General features: G+C 40.4%; 12 protein-coding genes and 3 pseudogenes. 12 read left to right on the forward strand and 3 right to left on the reverse strand.

The features are described from left to right. Nucleotides 1–1,263: 1,263 nt before the first annotated feature. Both HWQ37_RS24500 and HWQ37_RS24505 read right to left on the reverse strand, forming a co-directional pair. Nucleotides 1,264–2,277 carry a glycosyltransferase family 2 protein gene (locus tag HWQ37_RS24500; RefSeq protein WP_292752058.1) on the reverse strand — a complete coding sequence of 338 codons (1,014 nt, stop codon included), beginning with the start codon at nucleotides 2,275–2,277 and terminating at the stop codon, nucleotides 1,264–1,266. A 1,013-nt stretch (nucleotides 2,278–3,290) separates the two neighbouring features. Further along, nucleotides 3,291–4,487, reverse strand: a pseudogene (locus HWQ37_RS24505) (RNA-guided endonuclease InsQ/TnpB family protein). A gap of 312 nt (nucleotides 4,488–4,799) precedes the next feature. On the opposite strand from HWQ37_RS24505, the gene HWQ37_RS24510 reads away from it, so the two are divergent. The 9 genes from HWQ37_RS24510 to HWQ37_RS24550 all read left to right on the forward strand — a co-directional run bounded on the left by HWQ37_RS24510 (nucleotide 4,800) and on the right by HWQ37_RS24550 (nucleotide 10,159). Then, the gene (locus tag HWQ37_RS24510; protein ID WP_094340245.1) at nucleotides 4,800–5,528 is read left to right on the forward strand and encodes a Bax inhibitor-1/YccA family protein; all 729 of its coding nucleotides are present in this window, start codon (nucleotides 4,800–4,802) and stop codon (nucleotides 5,526–5,528) included. A gap of 104 nt (nucleotides 5,529–5,632) precedes the next feature. After that, entirely contained in the window at nucleotides 5,633–5,767 is a 135-nt protein-coding gene (locus HWQ37_RS24515; RefSeq protein ID WP_292752065.1) for a hypothetical protein, read from the forward strand. Nucleotides 5,768–5,909: 142 nt separating this feature from the next. Then, nucleotides 5,910–7,032, forward strand: a protein-coding gene (prfB, locus tag HWQ37_RS24520) for a peptide chain release factor 2 (RefSeq protein WP_292752068.1) whose coding sequence is annotated in 2 segments (ribosomal slippage) — nucleotides 5,910–5,981 and nucleotides 5,983–7,032 — 1,122 coding nt in all. Because the reading frame shifts where the segments join, the coding sequence is not laid out codon by codon here. Between the two features lie 130 nt (nucleotides 7,033–7,162). Beyond that, nucleotides 7,163–7,318, forward strand: a complete 156-nt coding sequence (locus HWQ37_RS24525) for a DUF3285 domain-containing protein (protein WP_094350437.1) — start codon at nucleotides 7,163–7,165, stop codon at nucleotides 7,316–7,318. Between the two features lie 78 nt (nucleotides 7,319–7,396). Beyond that, the gene (ybeY, locus tag HWQ37_RS24530; protein ID WP_465249717.1) at nucleotides 7,397–7,885 is read left to right on the forward strand and encodes an rRNA maturation RNase YbeY; all 489 of its coding nucleotides are present in this window, start codon (nucleotides 7,397–7,399) and stop codon (nucleotides 7,883–7,885) included. A gap of 153 nt (nucleotides 7,886–8,038) precedes the next feature. Then, the gene (locus HWQ37_RS24535) at nucleotides 8,039–8,494 is read left to right on the forward strand and encodes a diacylglycerol kinase family protein (RefSeq protein ID WP_292752071.1); all 456 of its coding nucleotides are present in this window, start codon (nucleotides 8,039–8,041) and stop codon (nucleotides 8,492–8,494) included. A 13-nt stretch (nucleotides 8,495–8,507) separates the two neighbouring features. Further along, a complete protein-coding gene (locus HWQ37_RS24540) occupies nucleotides 8,508–8,645 on the forward strand; it encodes a hypothetical protein (protein ID WP_292752073.1) in 138 nt (45 codons plus the stop codon). A gap of 143 nt (nucleotides 8,646–8,788) precedes the next feature. Further along, the gene (locus HWQ37_RS24545; protein ID WP_292752075.1) at nucleotides 8,789–9,388 is read left to right on the forward strand and encodes an anthranilate synthase component II; all 600 of its coding nucleotides are present in this window, start codon (nucleotides 8,789–8,791) and stop codon (nucleotides 9,386–9,388) included. A gap of 3 nt (nucleotides 9,389–9,391) precedes the next feature. Continuing rightward, the gene (locus tag HWQ37_RS24550) at nucleotides 9,392–10,159 is read left to right on the forward strand and encodes an MBL fold metallo-hydrolase (protein WP_292752077.1); all 768 of its coding nucleotides are present in this window, start codon (nucleotides 9,392–9,394) and stop codon (nucleotides 10,157–10,159) included. 91 nt (nucleotides 10,160–10,250) lie between these two features. Here the strand turns inward: HWQ37_RS24550 and HWQ37_RS24555 are convergent, their stop codons facing one another. Next, entirely contained in the window at nucleotides 10,251–11,492 is a 1,242-nt protein-coding gene (locus HWQ37_RS24555) for an FG-GAP repeat domain-containing protein (protein ID WP_292752079.1), read from the reverse strand. 549 nt (nucleotides 11,493–12,041) lie between these two features. Here HWQ37_RS24555 and HWQ37_RS24560 point away from each other — a divergent pair. From HWQ37_RS24560 to HWQ37_RS34905, 3 genes and pseudogenes are all read left to right on the forward strand, one after another. Then, nucleotides 12,042–13,352, forward strand: a complete 1,311-nt coding sequence (locus tag HWQ37_RS24560; RefSeq protein WP_292752082.1) for an aminopeptidase P N-terminal domain-containing protein — start codon at nucleotides 12,042–12,044, stop codon at nucleotides 13,350–13,352. A gap of 488 nt (nucleotides 13,353–13,840) precedes the next feature. Beyond that, nucleotides 13,841–13,948: pseudogene (locus tag HWQ37_RS34900) on the forward strand (IS701 family transposase); the annotation flags it as partial. 117 nt (nucleotides 13,949–14,065) lie between these two features. Continuing rightward, a pseudogene (locus HWQ37_RS34905) lies at nucleotides 14,066–14,179 on the forward strand (IS701 family transposase); the annotation flags it as partial. Nucleotides 14,180–14,371 lie beyond the last annotated feature (192 nt).

Consider the following 14,371-nt stretch of genomic DNA (forward strand, 5'->3'; position numbering starts at 1 on the left):
AGTGTAATAATTCTATACCATCAGTTCGTAAAGAGGACTCACTTGTTGCCATATATATTACCTTTGTTGTAACTCCTATTCCTGAGAAGTGGAGCTGCGTATATTTTCTTCTAAGCTGTCATCATTTTCCTTAGTCAAGCCAGAATAAGCCATCGTCGTTTCACTGAACTTATCAGGGGTCGAACTCCATAATTCAGTATTTGTACGCATGATTTTGCGAACCCCTCTGTTACAGGTGATTTTCGCTTTTTACATAACTCTTGAATAGTAAATAATCTTTAGCTTTTGCAACAAAAACTAGCTATTTATGCTGAAAAATGCATAACTGAACTAATACCTATCAGTCATACTGAGTGCAAGTGGATCGGTACTGAATTAATCGCAAAATAAACTGAGCAATTTTATCTCTTAGTAGGCACTGTCATTAAGAAAGGTCGAAAATCCAAATTGGAAGTTGGGTTGAGTAACAAAACCCAATCTACAAAAAATAGAATTCCGACTCATTTTTATGGCGATTTGTACTTAGTTAGGTATTGATACCATTTCTTTGTGAGGCTGCGCCAAATTTTCTTTCTTTGTGTCCTTCTCTGACAAGACGCTGCGCGTAGCTTGCTTCTCCGTAGGAGTATGCGCCTTTGCGGTTCGTTCCTCATATAGTTTGACGCATCTTCATGCAGAATTGGTATGACGGGCATTTCCGTTCAATATTGCTAAGGAACGTGAATTAAATAAAATGCAAAACTTCATCTTGTATCTAGCTTCCCTCTCCTTTATAAGGAGAGGGATTGAGGGTGAGGTAAGCCAGGGACATAAATTGTATGTTATTTAATTCTTATTCCTAAGATTAAATCTCCGTCACAAAACGTTCTGTCTGTAGAGGCTCTTTACTTAACCTCCCAAACTTTGTTAAATATAAAATAAACTTTTAGTTTGTAGTGAGCGATTTATCGCTCAGAGCAAGGATTATCAGGACTAAAGTCCTTATTACAAACTTTAATTTATTTATGCCTAAGTACTTATCAGCATCATGTAACGGAAACGTTTGTAGTTTTTTCAGATAAAAGTGAAACCTTTTTGTGCATATAGAATTGTGCGCGAACAACTAGAACCAAAATTTCAGGTTGTGCAATTGTAAGTATTTATAAGCCTTTTAGGGTTTATTTCCTAACAGAATAGTTGAAATAAACCCAGGTTTTTGGTACAGTCTTATGCTGTAGAGATTTTAGATTATCCTCTCACGAAAGTGATGGAAGCTCGATAGTACTAATTAGTAGTTCTTCGTTTTATATGTGGGTTATAAGAAATGTCAAAAGCTGATTTGTTACCCATCACATAGTATTGAATTCGACGCTCAATAATATTTTTCAATCGCAAAATAAAATCAAAAACAAAGTATGGATTTTTACTAACTTCTGTTAATACGGTTAACCATCTCCCTTGTTTGATAGGCATTACCACTTGATAATAAGCTAGATTTTTATTATAGACTGCAAGGTTATAAGACAAAGCACGGACTAAAGCTGGATTTTTTTTCACAACTTCTTGTTCCATAAAATAATTAGTAGCACTCAAGTATTGATTGAGAGATGACAATATATTTTGACGTACAAGAGAAAAAGGACGCGAACGGTAAAAATAATAGGGTTTTGGCACAAGAAAAAAGCGAGCGCCATTAATTAAAAATTTCATATCAAGCCAAAAGTCTTCGGCTATGCTGAGGGTTTCATCGTATATAATGCCGTGCTTAACCAGAAATTCTCGTTTGAATAGAGGTTTGCTTAAACCAAGATGCAAACCTGGTTTTCCGTAGACATCAGTTTCCACAAAATAAACAATGTCAATTTGGATAATTTTATCTATACTTTCTCCACTTTCTTGAATCAATGTACTCCAAGGAGATGTTGCACCATCTTTGATAAGATAAAGATCGTCAGCAATCATATCTGCATTTCTTTCATCTGCTAGAGAAACAAGATCGGATAATCTTTCGGGAAGATACCAATCATCTGAATCAAGCACCGCAATCCATTCTCCTTTGGCTGCTCTCAAAGCACGATTACGCGCAGCAGAAACCCCAAGGTTTTGTTTATTAACCATTACTTTGAGACGACGATCGGTAAAACTCTTAGCGATTTCTAAAGTTTTATCACTTGAACCATCATCTACCACAATAACTTCAATATCATCGAGCGTTTGCTCTAAAGCTGACTCTATTGCCTTCGCAATATAAGCTTCAGTATTGTAAGCAGGGATAATGACTGAGACTTTAGGATTCACGAAGCTAAAACTCCAAACTACACGGTTAGATAAAATGCATCTACACAATTCAATATCTTTGCCAAAAAGAGAGTTAGTCTAACTTTTGACGAACAGCCCAAGACAAGCATTAACTATATTTATAGGCAAAAGTCAAACCCCATTTAACGCGACAGGAAAGTATAAAGGACTTCCACAAAAACTAATACCTTCGACAATTTATAAGCCTTGATATAGAACAAACCTAAGATTTTATTGGCTCAGTTTTTGTTGGATAGCAACAACTGAGCCAATAAAATCCTCTATGGTTTGTGTAGAAGTAATAATGAAAGTCAGGTACTTGTATACTGGGGTTTTACCTTTTGCCTAATAACCAAGCATGGTCTTGTGTTGGGCTATTTGGGCAAAAGGTAGACTACTTCTTTTTTGACTAAAGTATTGCAAAAACTATCAAGTATTTTCTTGACTAGGCTTTTTGCCATCCGACAAAAACAAGTGTGTATTATCTAGATTTGCTCTATCCTAATCCTCGTAAATTGGCGAAGGTATTGATTGAATATTGCACTTTGTCTTGGCATAACTATGAAGAGGTGATGTCAAAACTGTGACAAAATTACACGATCTTTGACCGACGACAGGGTTTTTGTGTATTTAAATACGATGTATTTTAACAAGTCAAGGAATTGTGAGGATAATTTATCTAGCAGTCCAGCATATTTAATAAAGGTGAATAAGCCGGGGCTATCTTATTCTAAATATAGACAAAATATGGTGGTTAATCAACATCACTCCAGAGGGGGCAGAAACAAGCAATCAGTCTAAACAATTAGCGATCGCCCCGTGGACTATCCACAGGATACACTGTACATCAATGGATAGAGCTTCAGCTTGGGGCTTTTTAGCTTCGTCGAACTCACGTTAATTTTTAACAATATAGCCGCCCTTCAGATTTGGCAACGATATTAAATCCTTGGCTGTTAACCACAAAGATTTTTGACACTCCCCGCGAGTAAGAGCGACGGGGATTCTTGAATCTAAGACATGACTTGCTCAATCAGGCTTGCGCTCCTATTGAGTAGAGGACTCATCTCCCCAAGCGTTGCTTGCATCTAGTGCAAAGGTTCCGGTATGCCCTACCGTACCCAATCCTCGACTAAGGATATTTCTAGCTGCGTTTTCGTCCCTATCCATCAGACAACCACACTTACAAACGTGCGTCCTAGTAGATAGCGTTTTTTTAACAATGACACTACAACTAGAGCATTCTTGGCTCGCATATTGCGGTTTAACCGCAACCGAGACTCTTGAAAATACTTTTGCAAAGTACTCAACCCATATACGAAACTGATACCAAGATGCGTCATTAATGGACTTGGCTAAACAGTGATTTTTCACCATATTTTTAATCCTCAAATCTTCATAGGCTATCAAGTCGTTAGACTGAACTACGCACCGTGCTAATTTCACAGCATGGTCTTTACGTTGCCTACTTATTTTGAGGTGGCGTTTCCCTAAAATCTGCCTAGCCTTGCCCCTATTTTTTGAACCTTTCACCCTTCTAGAAACGCGACGTTGTGAACGCTTGAGAACTTTTTCACTCCTCAGAAGAAACTTAGGGTTATCAACCATTGTCCCATCAGAATCGGTGTAGTATTCCTTTAAACCAACGTCTAACCCCACCGTTTTACGAGTAGGTTCTATGTTTTCAGAACGGTCTACATCAATACAAAATTGAACATACACGCCATCCGCACGTTTTACCAATCTTACCCGTTTAATTTGGTTTATTTGGTAGAAGTGCAGGTCACGAGTACCTTTGAGCTTTAATCTCCCAATCCCCTTTTTATCACTGAAAGTTATGGATTTACGATTATCTGCAAGTTTCCATCCTGATGTTTTGTACTCAACAGAACGACAATCTTTCTGAAATTGAGGATATCCTTTCAAACCTTGAATACCTTTCTTGCAGTTTTCATAAAACCGAGAGATAGAAGACCATGCCCGTTCTGCGCTGGCTTGACGAGCCATTGAATTGAATTGAGTTCGTTAGCAAAGGGAAAGTTAGCTGCAAGTACAGCACAATATTTCTGCAAATCGTTTTTACCCGTACCTTTAACGTCCATCCACAAGCGAATACAGCTATTGCGAACAAACTTCGCAGTCCGAATTGCATCATCTCTTGCCGCTATCTGCGCTGACTTTCCATAAGCTTTAAACTCAAAAACAAGCATCGCTTTTACCGAAAAAATGGGTTTAAAGCCCCGTGCTTCTAGCACGGCTTTAAAGTAATAAGTAATAAGTAATGAGTAATGAGTAAGAATATTAACTTATTACTTATTACTTATTACTTATTACTTATTACTCCAGAATCACCGTGGCTTCAGTCCGGTGAGGATGTCAACTCCTATGTTATACTACCATATTTGGTATAAGATAAATCAAATACAATATAAAGCCGTCCTAGAAGGACGGGGCTTTAAACCCAATTTTTCGGTAAGAATTAGGAATAAGCAGAACGTTTTCCTAAAAAACAGTATTTCAATATGAGCAATACCAGTAATTTTCGTGAAGCTATCCGTGAGGCTAAATCTCACGCCCTCGTTGGCCCAAACGTGATTGCCAACGCCCTCCCCTACGTCGGTGGTGGATTGGTGCTAACGGCATTAGGAACCTACGGTGGTTTGGGAGTTATCCGTACTAACCCCGAAATATTCTTTCCCACCTTCATTGGTGCGGTGATTTTGGAGTTAATTTTGTTCTTTGTTGCCCAAAATGTTGCCCAAAAAGGTAATAAGGGTCTTGCATTACCCCTGTTGGCAACCTACAGCCTGTTGTCTGGATATACTCTCAGTGGCTTGATATTTGTCGCCTTGAGATCCCAAGGTGTAGGCATTCAAGGTATTGGATTGGCTGCCCTTGGTTGTGGTGTCACCTTTATTGCTGCCCGTCAAATTGGTTCAAATCTTTCTGAACAGGATGGGATGGCTTTGACGAAAACCATCAATCTTGGCGTTATTGCCTTGGTGGTTGTGTGTTTAGCGCAATTCGGCTTTGCCATGTTTGGTGTTTACACGCCCAATTGGTTAGAAATTGCCATCTCCGGTTTGGGGGTGTTTCTATTTGTTGGGGTTTCTGTAGTTGATTTCTACATCTTGCCCCGCACTTACAGCGACGATCAATATCTACCTGCTGCTTTGTCGATGTACTTAACTTACATCAACTTGTTCGTCTTTATCTTGCGGTTGCTAATTGCCATCAATGGCCGCGATTAATTCTCTGTAGACACTAACACAAGTAAAGTTTTATAAAGTAAAAACCGTGGTTTAATTTTTAGCAGCCACGGTTTTTTCATCGTTTTAATAGTAAATTATTTGCGATGCCTACGGCTGGCTACGCCTACGCACTAGCCCAAAATGTCCAGCTTGACGAAATTCAACCCCGACAGATAAAATCTCTATCCAGCAAGCTCATTCGGGAATATATCTTGCATCTTGACAAGTTCAGTGGGTAAAGAAGCACTTGAGAATTTCAAGTAACTTTTGTAACTAGTGGATCAAAAATTTGCCCAACTACAGCTAAAATCAAGAAACATAACTAGAATAAAGAGCAATTTTCCAATCAAAAGCGCTCTATCTATCATTCAGCAAGCATTTATGGATGTCCTAGAACTCAAACGCGAAATCGAAACGTTGTCTGGCCGCCTGGGTAAAACCCAGGACTATCTTTGACGTACCTGCACTGACAGCCAAAATTCAAGACCTCGAAAAAACATCAGCACAGCCAGAATTTTGGGATGACCAAACCCAGGCCCAACAAACCCTACAAGAACTCAACGACCTGAAAGCCCACATTGAGCAATACGATCGCTGGCACGCCAATTTAGAAGATACTAAGGCAGTTGTTGAGTTGTTGGAGTTAGAAACCGATGAGGCACTACTCCAAGAAGCCGAATCTACCATCACTAAACTGAATCGTGACCTGGATCAGTGGGAGTTACAACAATTACTTTCTGGCCCCTATGATGCGGAAGGTGCTGTAGTGACAATTAGTGCTGGTGCTGGTGGTACTGATGCTCAAGACTGGGCATTTATGCTAATGCGGATGTACACCCGTTGGGGCGAAGCTCACGGCTATAAGGTAACTTTAGCTGAAGAGTCGGAGGGTGATGAAGCTGGAATTAAATCGGCAACCTTAGAAATTACCGGTCGCTATGCTTATGGTTATTTGCGATCGGAAATGGGTACACATCGCTTAGTGCGGATTTCACCTTTTAATGCTAACGGTAAGCGACAAACCAGTTTTGCCGGGGTGGAAGTGATGCCACAGATTGATAACTCTGTGCAATTGGATATTCCAGATAAGGATTTGGAAATCACCACAACTCGCTCTGGTGGTAAAGGTGGACAAAATGTCAACAAAGTAGAAACTGCGGTGCGGATTGTTCACCTTCCTACAGGTCTTGCCGTGCGTTGTACAGAGGAGCGATCGCAGCTGCAAAATAAAGAAAAAGCCCTAAATCGTCTGAAAGCCAAGCTCTTGGTCATCGCCAAAGAGCAACGCGCCCAAGAAATTGCCGAAATTCGTGGCGATATGGTAGAAGCCTCTTGGGGAAACCAAATCCGTAACTATGTGTTTCACCCTTACCAAATGGTGAAAGATTTGCGTACAACTACGGAGACTACAGCCATTGGCGATGTGATGAATGGTGAACTTGATACATTCATCCAAGCTTATCTGCGCCAAGAAAATAAACTAGTAGAAAACACTCTGGCATAGAGGCGCTGATTACATAACACCCAATTGTTAAGGCGTTTCACACAGAAACGCCTTCTTCATATATAAGCGATCGCAATTCTAGCCCAGACCAACTGTTACAGTTATAAAAGAGTCTGTAGACAAATAACTTATGAGCAACTCACCTTCAACAGAACCTCAACCTAGCTACGTCAAACTCGCCATGCGAAACATGGTGCGGAAGGGTGGAACTTCTCTAAAGCATTTTGGATTGACTGCTGTAGGGCTTTTAGCTCTACTTGTTGGTCTTGCTTACCTGACTCATTAACGACAAATCGTAAACCTCAGACAAGGAGACTGTGTGCCCCTGAGAGTTGAACTATATGTGGAGGAGTATTTTTATGAGTTGTCCCCGACAACTTCTCTAAAAATTGACGAGACTGATGCCCGAATTACCCCTGAAACTTGGGAAAACTGGTTTAATCAGTGGTTGGAAATACTTCAGCCTCAGATTCCAGCAGCGCTAAGTTATGAAATCGGGCTGCGTTTGACAGATGACTTGCAAATTCAAGAACTGAATGCTCAGTATCGTCAGCAAAATAAGCCGACAGACGTTTTAGCCTTCGCTGCTTTGGAGGTGGATTTTCCGCAAAGCAAAGAAATGCTTGCCTCTGTACCATTATACTTAGGTGATATTATTGTGTCTGTAGATACAGCACAACGCCAAGCCCAACAACAGGAACATAGCTTACCAACCGAGTTAGCGTGGTTAGCTGCTCACGGTTTATTACACCTGTTGGGCTGGGATCATCCTGATGAAAAAACTTTAGAGCGAATGTTAAAACAGCAAGTGAGATTGCTGAATGCAATAGGTATTGCTATTGACATGCAATAGCAGTAGCTGATGTATCTCTTGATGTCAATTTTGGGTAATACTTTTATAATACTTCTGTGGAAAATTGCTGAAAGATTGCCTCAAAGTTAATTCTGCCATTAAGATCGGCGAATATTCCCACTGTAGCAACTCTGTTCTTGTGTTTTTAAGTCTATGTCCCAAAAAATTTCTCCATCACCAACGCCTACCTCGTTACAAACACTGGTGTCTAACGAACGGGAATTCTCCTGGAAAGTGGCCTCTAATTTATTTGTTAGTTTTAAATATGCCTGGGCTGGAATCAGCTATAGTTTTCAAACTCAACGTAATTTTCGCATCCACGTAAGTGTTTGTGCATTAGCGATCGCCTTAAGCGTTTTTTTGCATCTGCAAGCGGTAGAAATAGCGGTAATTGGTATAACTAGTGGTTTAGTTTTGGCATTAGAGTTACTAAATACAGCGATCGAGTCTGTTGTGGACTTAACCGTTAAGCAGACATACCACGATTTGGCAAAAATTGCTAAAGATTGTGCGGCGGGTGCAGTGCTTGTTTCTGCTTTGGTAGCAATGCTAGTAGCTGGTATTCTATTGCTCCCTCCTCTGGTAACTTTAATTATATCGGCTTTGTAGGGGTGATTTTTAGGTGCTGCTCACAAAGAGAATCACGCTCTATGCGATCGCCTTTGCAGAATATATTCAAAATTTAAGTAGTCCAATGTCTACGACGGGCTACGCCTACTTGTCAAGCATCCCGGCTAAAGGATTACTTCGTAATCTTTAGCAAGTGGCCGCAAAATAGCCGCTTTGCTTTACACTTATGCGTCTACGTCAGCGTTATTTTTACACCTAACGAAAAAATAGCATGAGATACTTAATCTATGCTTTTTGCAACTGATGAGTGGTAAAAACCAGGAGTGATCAGCTTTGATTATAGTTATCGACAATTACGACAGTTTTACATATAACTTAGTGCAGTATCTGGGAGAATTGGCATCAGAGTTCCCAGTGGCAGACGAGATTAAAGTTTTTCGTAACGACAAGATATCCATAGATGAGATTCGGGCGTTAAAGCCGGAAGCCGTAGTTATTTCTCCTGGGCCAGGTCGCCCGGAAGATGCTGGCATTTCTTTAGAATTGATTGAAAAACTAGGACAAGAGTTACCAATTTTGGGTGTCTGTTTGGGACATCAAAGCATTGGTCAAGTATTCGGTGGTAAAATAATTCCTGCTCCAGAGTTGATGCATGGCAAAACCTCTCAGGTTTCTCACACTGGAGTGGGGGTTTTCCGGGGATTAGAAAATCCTCTAACCGCCACCAGGTATCATAGTTTGGTAATCGAACGTGAGACTTGCCCAGATGTGTTAGAAATCACCGCTTGGGTTGAAGATAACACCATTATGGGAGTGCGACACCGGAACTATCCTCACATTCAGGGCGTTCAATTTCACCCAGAGAGTGTCCTGACATCTTCAGGAAAACAGTTATTGCGAAATTTTCTGGAACAGTTACAGTCAAGAGCATAATTAATGAAACGACGACAGTTGATGGGCTATGCTGGGGCGGGGTTGGTAACAGCTTTGGTTACTACCTTGGGTTCTGAATCTCAAGCTGACGCACAATCTAGCGGTTTATCAGTTCAGTGGTTGGGTCATACTTGCTTTCTTTTTACTGGTGGTGGTGCGAAAATTATCGTCAATCCATTTCGAGCGATCGGCTGTACTGCTGGGTATCGTACCCCAAAAGTTGCAGCAGATTTGGTACTGATTAGCAGCCAACTCCTAGATGAAGGTGCGGTGGATGTACTACCGGGAAATGCAAAACTCATCTACGAACCAGGAGTTTACGAGTTTAAAGGCATTAAGTTCCAAGGAATTGCTATAGACCACGATCGCAAAGGTGGTAAGCAGTTTGGTTCCAATACTGCTTGGAGTTGGAAGCAAGGCGGAATTAATATCTTACACTTAGGCGGAGCTGCTGCACCCATTTCCATTGAGCAAAAAATCTTGATGGGTCGTCCCGATGTAGCGTTTATCCCAGTGGGAGGCAGTGCAAAAGCCTACAATGCTGAGGAAGCAAAGCAAGCTGTTCAAATATTAAATCCCAAGTTGGTGATTCCGACTCATTACCGCACACAAGCTGCTGATCCTGCTAAGTGCGATATTGCGCCACTGGATAATTTTTTGACCTTGATGCAAGGTATTACAGTGCGGCGTAGCAATGGAGATAGTATTTCCATTAGCCCTGGTAAATTGCCGGAAAAGGGAGAAATTCAGGTTTTGAGTTACAAGTTTTGAATAAAGGGGACTGGGAAAAAAGCAGGGGAAGCAGGGATACAATAATCACTCCTGCCTCCACCTTCTGAATTCTGAATTCTGAATTCTTATTTTAGAAAGTATACCACTCTCCGGTCAGCTTATCTGCGTCGCTGATGGGGTTATCAACGGCTGTCGTTCCATCTATAGTCCAAATGGTGTCTGCACCTGCTGTCTGATCGCGCCAGTAGATATCGGTCTTACCATCGCCGTTGAAATCGCCAAGGGATGGTGTCAATGCCGCGTTATTAGCCGGTAAGAAAGCTTCAGTAGCAACTGTTGTACCATCCATCAACCAAGCGGTGTTCTCACCTGTGGTACCATTGTGCCAGAAGATATCGGTCTTGCCATCGCCGTTGAAGTCACCAATTTTAGAAGTCCAGGCTGAGTCAAGTGTTCCCAAAGCACCTTCTGTAACTAAGATGCCATTCATTGTCCAAACCTTGTTCTCACCTGTTTGGGCGTTTCTCCACAGAATGTCAGTCTTATAGTCGCCGTTGAAATCACCAAGGCTAGCAGTCCAGGCGGCATCTTGTGATTGTAGAGTAAATTCGGTCTTTTGCGTACCATCCATAAACCAAGCGACGTTATCGCCACTTGTCTGATTGCGCCAGAAGATATCACTCTTGCCATTGCCGTCGAAATCAACAATGGTAGGAGTATACGTTGGATCTGTTTTATCTAAAACAGTTGCATTCAGAACTGTGGTGCCATCCATCTCCCAAATAGCGTTCTCGCCAGTTGTGGTATTATGCCAGAAAATATCGGTTTTGCGATCGCCATTGAAATCTCCAATCTGAGGAGTCCAAGCTGGATCGACGCTAGTTAGAGAAGCTGCACTACCAACTTTGGTTCCATCCATCAGCACAATACTATTCTCACCGGTTGTCTTATTGCGTAATAAGAAGTCGGTTTTGCCATCAGCATTAAAGTCAGCAATTTTATAATCATAAGCGGATAGGTCAAATTGACCTAGAGAACCCTGTTCCAAAACTTTTGTGCCATCCATCAACCGAATGATAATCTCACCAGTTGAAGAATTGACCCAAACTTTGTCCGTTTTGCCATCACCGTTAAAGTCAGGAGTAATCGCCGCACTAGTTAAGTAAGGATTAGGATTGGGATTTGCTGAAATTTTAACAGGTGTAGTCGCTGGTTCACTTTCTATTGCTAGTGAGGAACTCTTATTTCCAAACCCCAAATCATAATTTGAACTATTAAGAGAAGTTGTCAATATTTGTGATTTTGCCAAAGAATCTGATAACAATCGAGATGTATTCAAAGATAAGGGTGAGGAATTTTGATTTCCAGACATGGTGTATTTTTATGATTGGTTGTTATATTCTTTTAACTTTCTTTGGCAATCTCTTTCTGTAACGAAATAACATTTGCCAGAGTTTCAATATTTCTTTATAACTATTTTTTCTTTATTAATATCACTTTTTGAAGATAATTATCTGTTTGTTTTAAACTATAACTCGTAAATTTTCAAGTTCTAGATAAGCAATTACAAAATATTTTTTGTATTGCATATAAGACTAGTATTTGATTTTTGAAATGCACGTAGTAGACTGTCTACTTCCGACGTAGGTTGGGTTGAGTGGACATATTTTTTACTGTGCGTTGTTAGATTTATGAAAAAATACCAGAATTTAGATAAGAGAAGAATTCGTAGAGTGTGCGTAAGTCCTACCAGGTATAAAGCGTGTTTTACTGCTGAATTCTGTATTCTGCTGTATAACTTGAGTGGAAACAAATATTGGTTAGAATAACTGAGATTCGCAACTATTAAGAGGCATCATCTGTGCATCTACTAGTTGCAAGAAGCGTAAAATAACACAATACTTTTAGAAGTACATCAATTATGCAAGCAGAATATCGGCAGCGTCGTGAGCAGTTAATGGCAAAAATTGGTGATGGTACAGCCATTTTTCGCAGTGCGCCAATGGCAGTGATGCACAACGATGTCGAGTATGTTTATCGCCAAGATAGTGATTTTTTTTACTTAACTGGTTTTAATGAACCACAAGCAGTCGCAGTGTTAGCACCGCATCATTCAGAACATCGGTTTGTGCTATTTGTGCAACCGAAGGATCGCGAAAAGGAAGTATGGACTGGTTATCTTTGTGGGGTAGATGCAGCCAAGGAAATTTATGGTGCTGATGAAGCATACCCCATTAGCGAGTTAGATGAAAAGTTGCCGCAGTATTTAGAAAAAGCCAGCCGGATTTACTATCACTTAGGACGCGATCGCAATTTTAACGATCAAATCCTCAAACATTACCAAAGTTTACTGCGGACTTATCCGAAACGCGGTACAGGACCGATCGCTATTGAAGATACTGGCCCTGTCCTCAACAGCATGAGATTGATCAAAAGTGAAGCTGAGTTGCAATTGATGCGTCAAGCGGCGGCGATCGCTACTGTTGCACACAATTATGCCCAAGAAATCGCCGCACCCGGACGTTATGAGTATGAAATACAGGCGGAGATGGAACGGATCTTTCGAGTCCGGGGTGGGTTAGGGCCGGCTTATCCTTCCATTGTGGCTTCCGGTGTAAATGCTTGCGTGCTGCACTACATTGAAAATAATCGTCAAATGCAGGATGGAGAATTATTGCTAATTGATGCCGGTTGTGCTTATGGTTATTACAACTCTGATATTACGCGGACATTTCCTGTTGGAGGTAAGTTTACGGCAGAACAAAAGACGCTGTATGAGCTTGTTTTGGAGGCACAAAAACAAGCGATCGCTCAAGTACAACCAGGTAATCCCTTCAAGTTAATTCATGATACAGCAGTCCGCGTCCTCACAGAAGGTTTAGTAGAACTTGGCATCCTCAAAGGTGAAATTGATAAGTTAATTGAAGAAGAAAAATACAAGCCATATTATATGCATCGCACGAGTCATTGGTTAGGTTTGGATGTCCATGATGTCGGTGTTTATCAGCATGGTGAAGACAAACCACAGATTTTACAACCAGGTCAAATTTTGACAGTGGAACCGGGACTATATATTGTGCCAGATACCAAATTAGCAGAAGACCAACCAGAGACTGATTCTCGATGGGTTGGTATTGGTATTCGGATTGAGGATGATGTGTTAGTTACACCTGGCGGACATGAGGTGTTAACTGCGGGGGTTCCCAAAGCTGTAGATGAAATAGAAAGTTGAAGGAGGCAGAGGGCAGACAGTCTTCCTCGATAAAAAATGGGCATGGTATACAGGACTTACGCATTGAATTCATCTCCTGAAAGGGGGAAGGCGAAGGAACAAACACTATTACAATCAAGCAAATGGATGGAGTATTGATTTATCATGCCCTACAGTCAATTTAACAATTTCTGAAACTAGAAGGGCAAACAGTCACAATTGATTTAATGGATTATTCTCTTCCTCCTATCGAACCAATTCTAAGCTTTTTGGTATGGATGGTGAAAACAGGTTAATTTCATTCACAAATTGATCGTTAAAATAACTATCTAGTGAAAAAATAGAGACGTAGCAATGCTACATCTCTACAAGGGTTCTGGATAACAGATATTTAATTTTTGGAGATTATCTATCAGGACTTACTCATGACAGATTAGACAACAAGTGTAATAGGAAAAAGAAGAAAAAATATGCGATCGCTAGTCGGTAAGTGAGTGGAAAGTTGGATAATTTACCTTCTAAAAAATTTTGGACAAGTGAAAGTATTTCGGAGAAATTTAAACAACGAAATCCACAGATATTACATCATGTATGTGCCTAACAAAGATGCGCTCTTTTATTACTCTCGTCAGATTAAATTTGAAACCCTATTTTGGCTTTGTTTGTGTAGCCGCGATTTCTAATCGCTTGGATTATTCTCTCTCCAGAGTCATAAAAGAGCGTTAATTACTCTCGCCAAGTATAAGGAGTTGCATTCGATTCATTGAGGAATTGAATATTATCATCGAGCCATCAAGCAAGTGTGTGGAATCGAACTATTCATGGTGAGGACATCTGAGGCAATGAAATAAATTTAATCTTTAATTAAACAAGCTTAAACAGAGTTAAATCGTTTATTAATTTATTAATGAATTATAAATGGTATATTTAGTTCACTAAATACCATTTAATTTATATCGTGACAAACAATATGTTTGAAAATATGGCATAAGCTCGACGATTATATTCCTTTGAATTAGACACACTTAAGCAGCTTTTTA

This window comes from Nostoc sp. NMS4, from assembly GCF_017115095.1.
In the GTDB taxonomy this organism is placed as follows: Bacteria; Cyanobacteriota; Cyanobacteriia; order Cyanobacteriales; family Nostocaceae; genus Nostoc.

Bases quoted from the DNA above. Each gene is read 5' to 3' on its own strand.
- HWQ37_RS24515 (WP_292752065.1), top strand. From the start codon at position 5,633: ATGCCTACGGCTGGCTACGCCTACGCACTAGCCCAAAATGTCCAGCTT.
- HWQ37_RS24555 (WP_292752079.1), bottom strand. From the start codon at position 11,492: ATGTCTGGAAATCAAAATTCCTCACCCTTATCTTTGAATACATCTCGA.
- HWQ37_RS24510 (WP_094340245.1), top strand. From the start codon at position 4,800: ATGAGCAATACCAGTAATTTTCGTGAAGCTATCCGTGAGGCTAAATCT.
- HWQ37_RS24535 (WP_292752071.1), top strand. From the start codon at position 8,039: ATGTCCCAAAAAATTTCTCCATCACCAACGCCTACCTCGTTACAAACA.
- HWQ37_RS24525 (WP_094350437.1), top strand. From the start codon at position 7,163: ATGAGCAACTCACCTTCAACAGAACCTCAACCTAGCTACGTCAAACTC.
- HWQ37_RS24550 (WP_292752077.1), top strand. From the start codon at position 9,392: ATGAAACGACGACAGTTGATGGGCTATGCTGGGGCGGGGTTGGTAACA.
- HWQ37_RS24560 (WP_292752082.1), top strand. From the start codon at position 12,042: ATGCAAGCAGAATATCGGCAGCGTCGTGAGCAGTTAATGGCAAAAATT.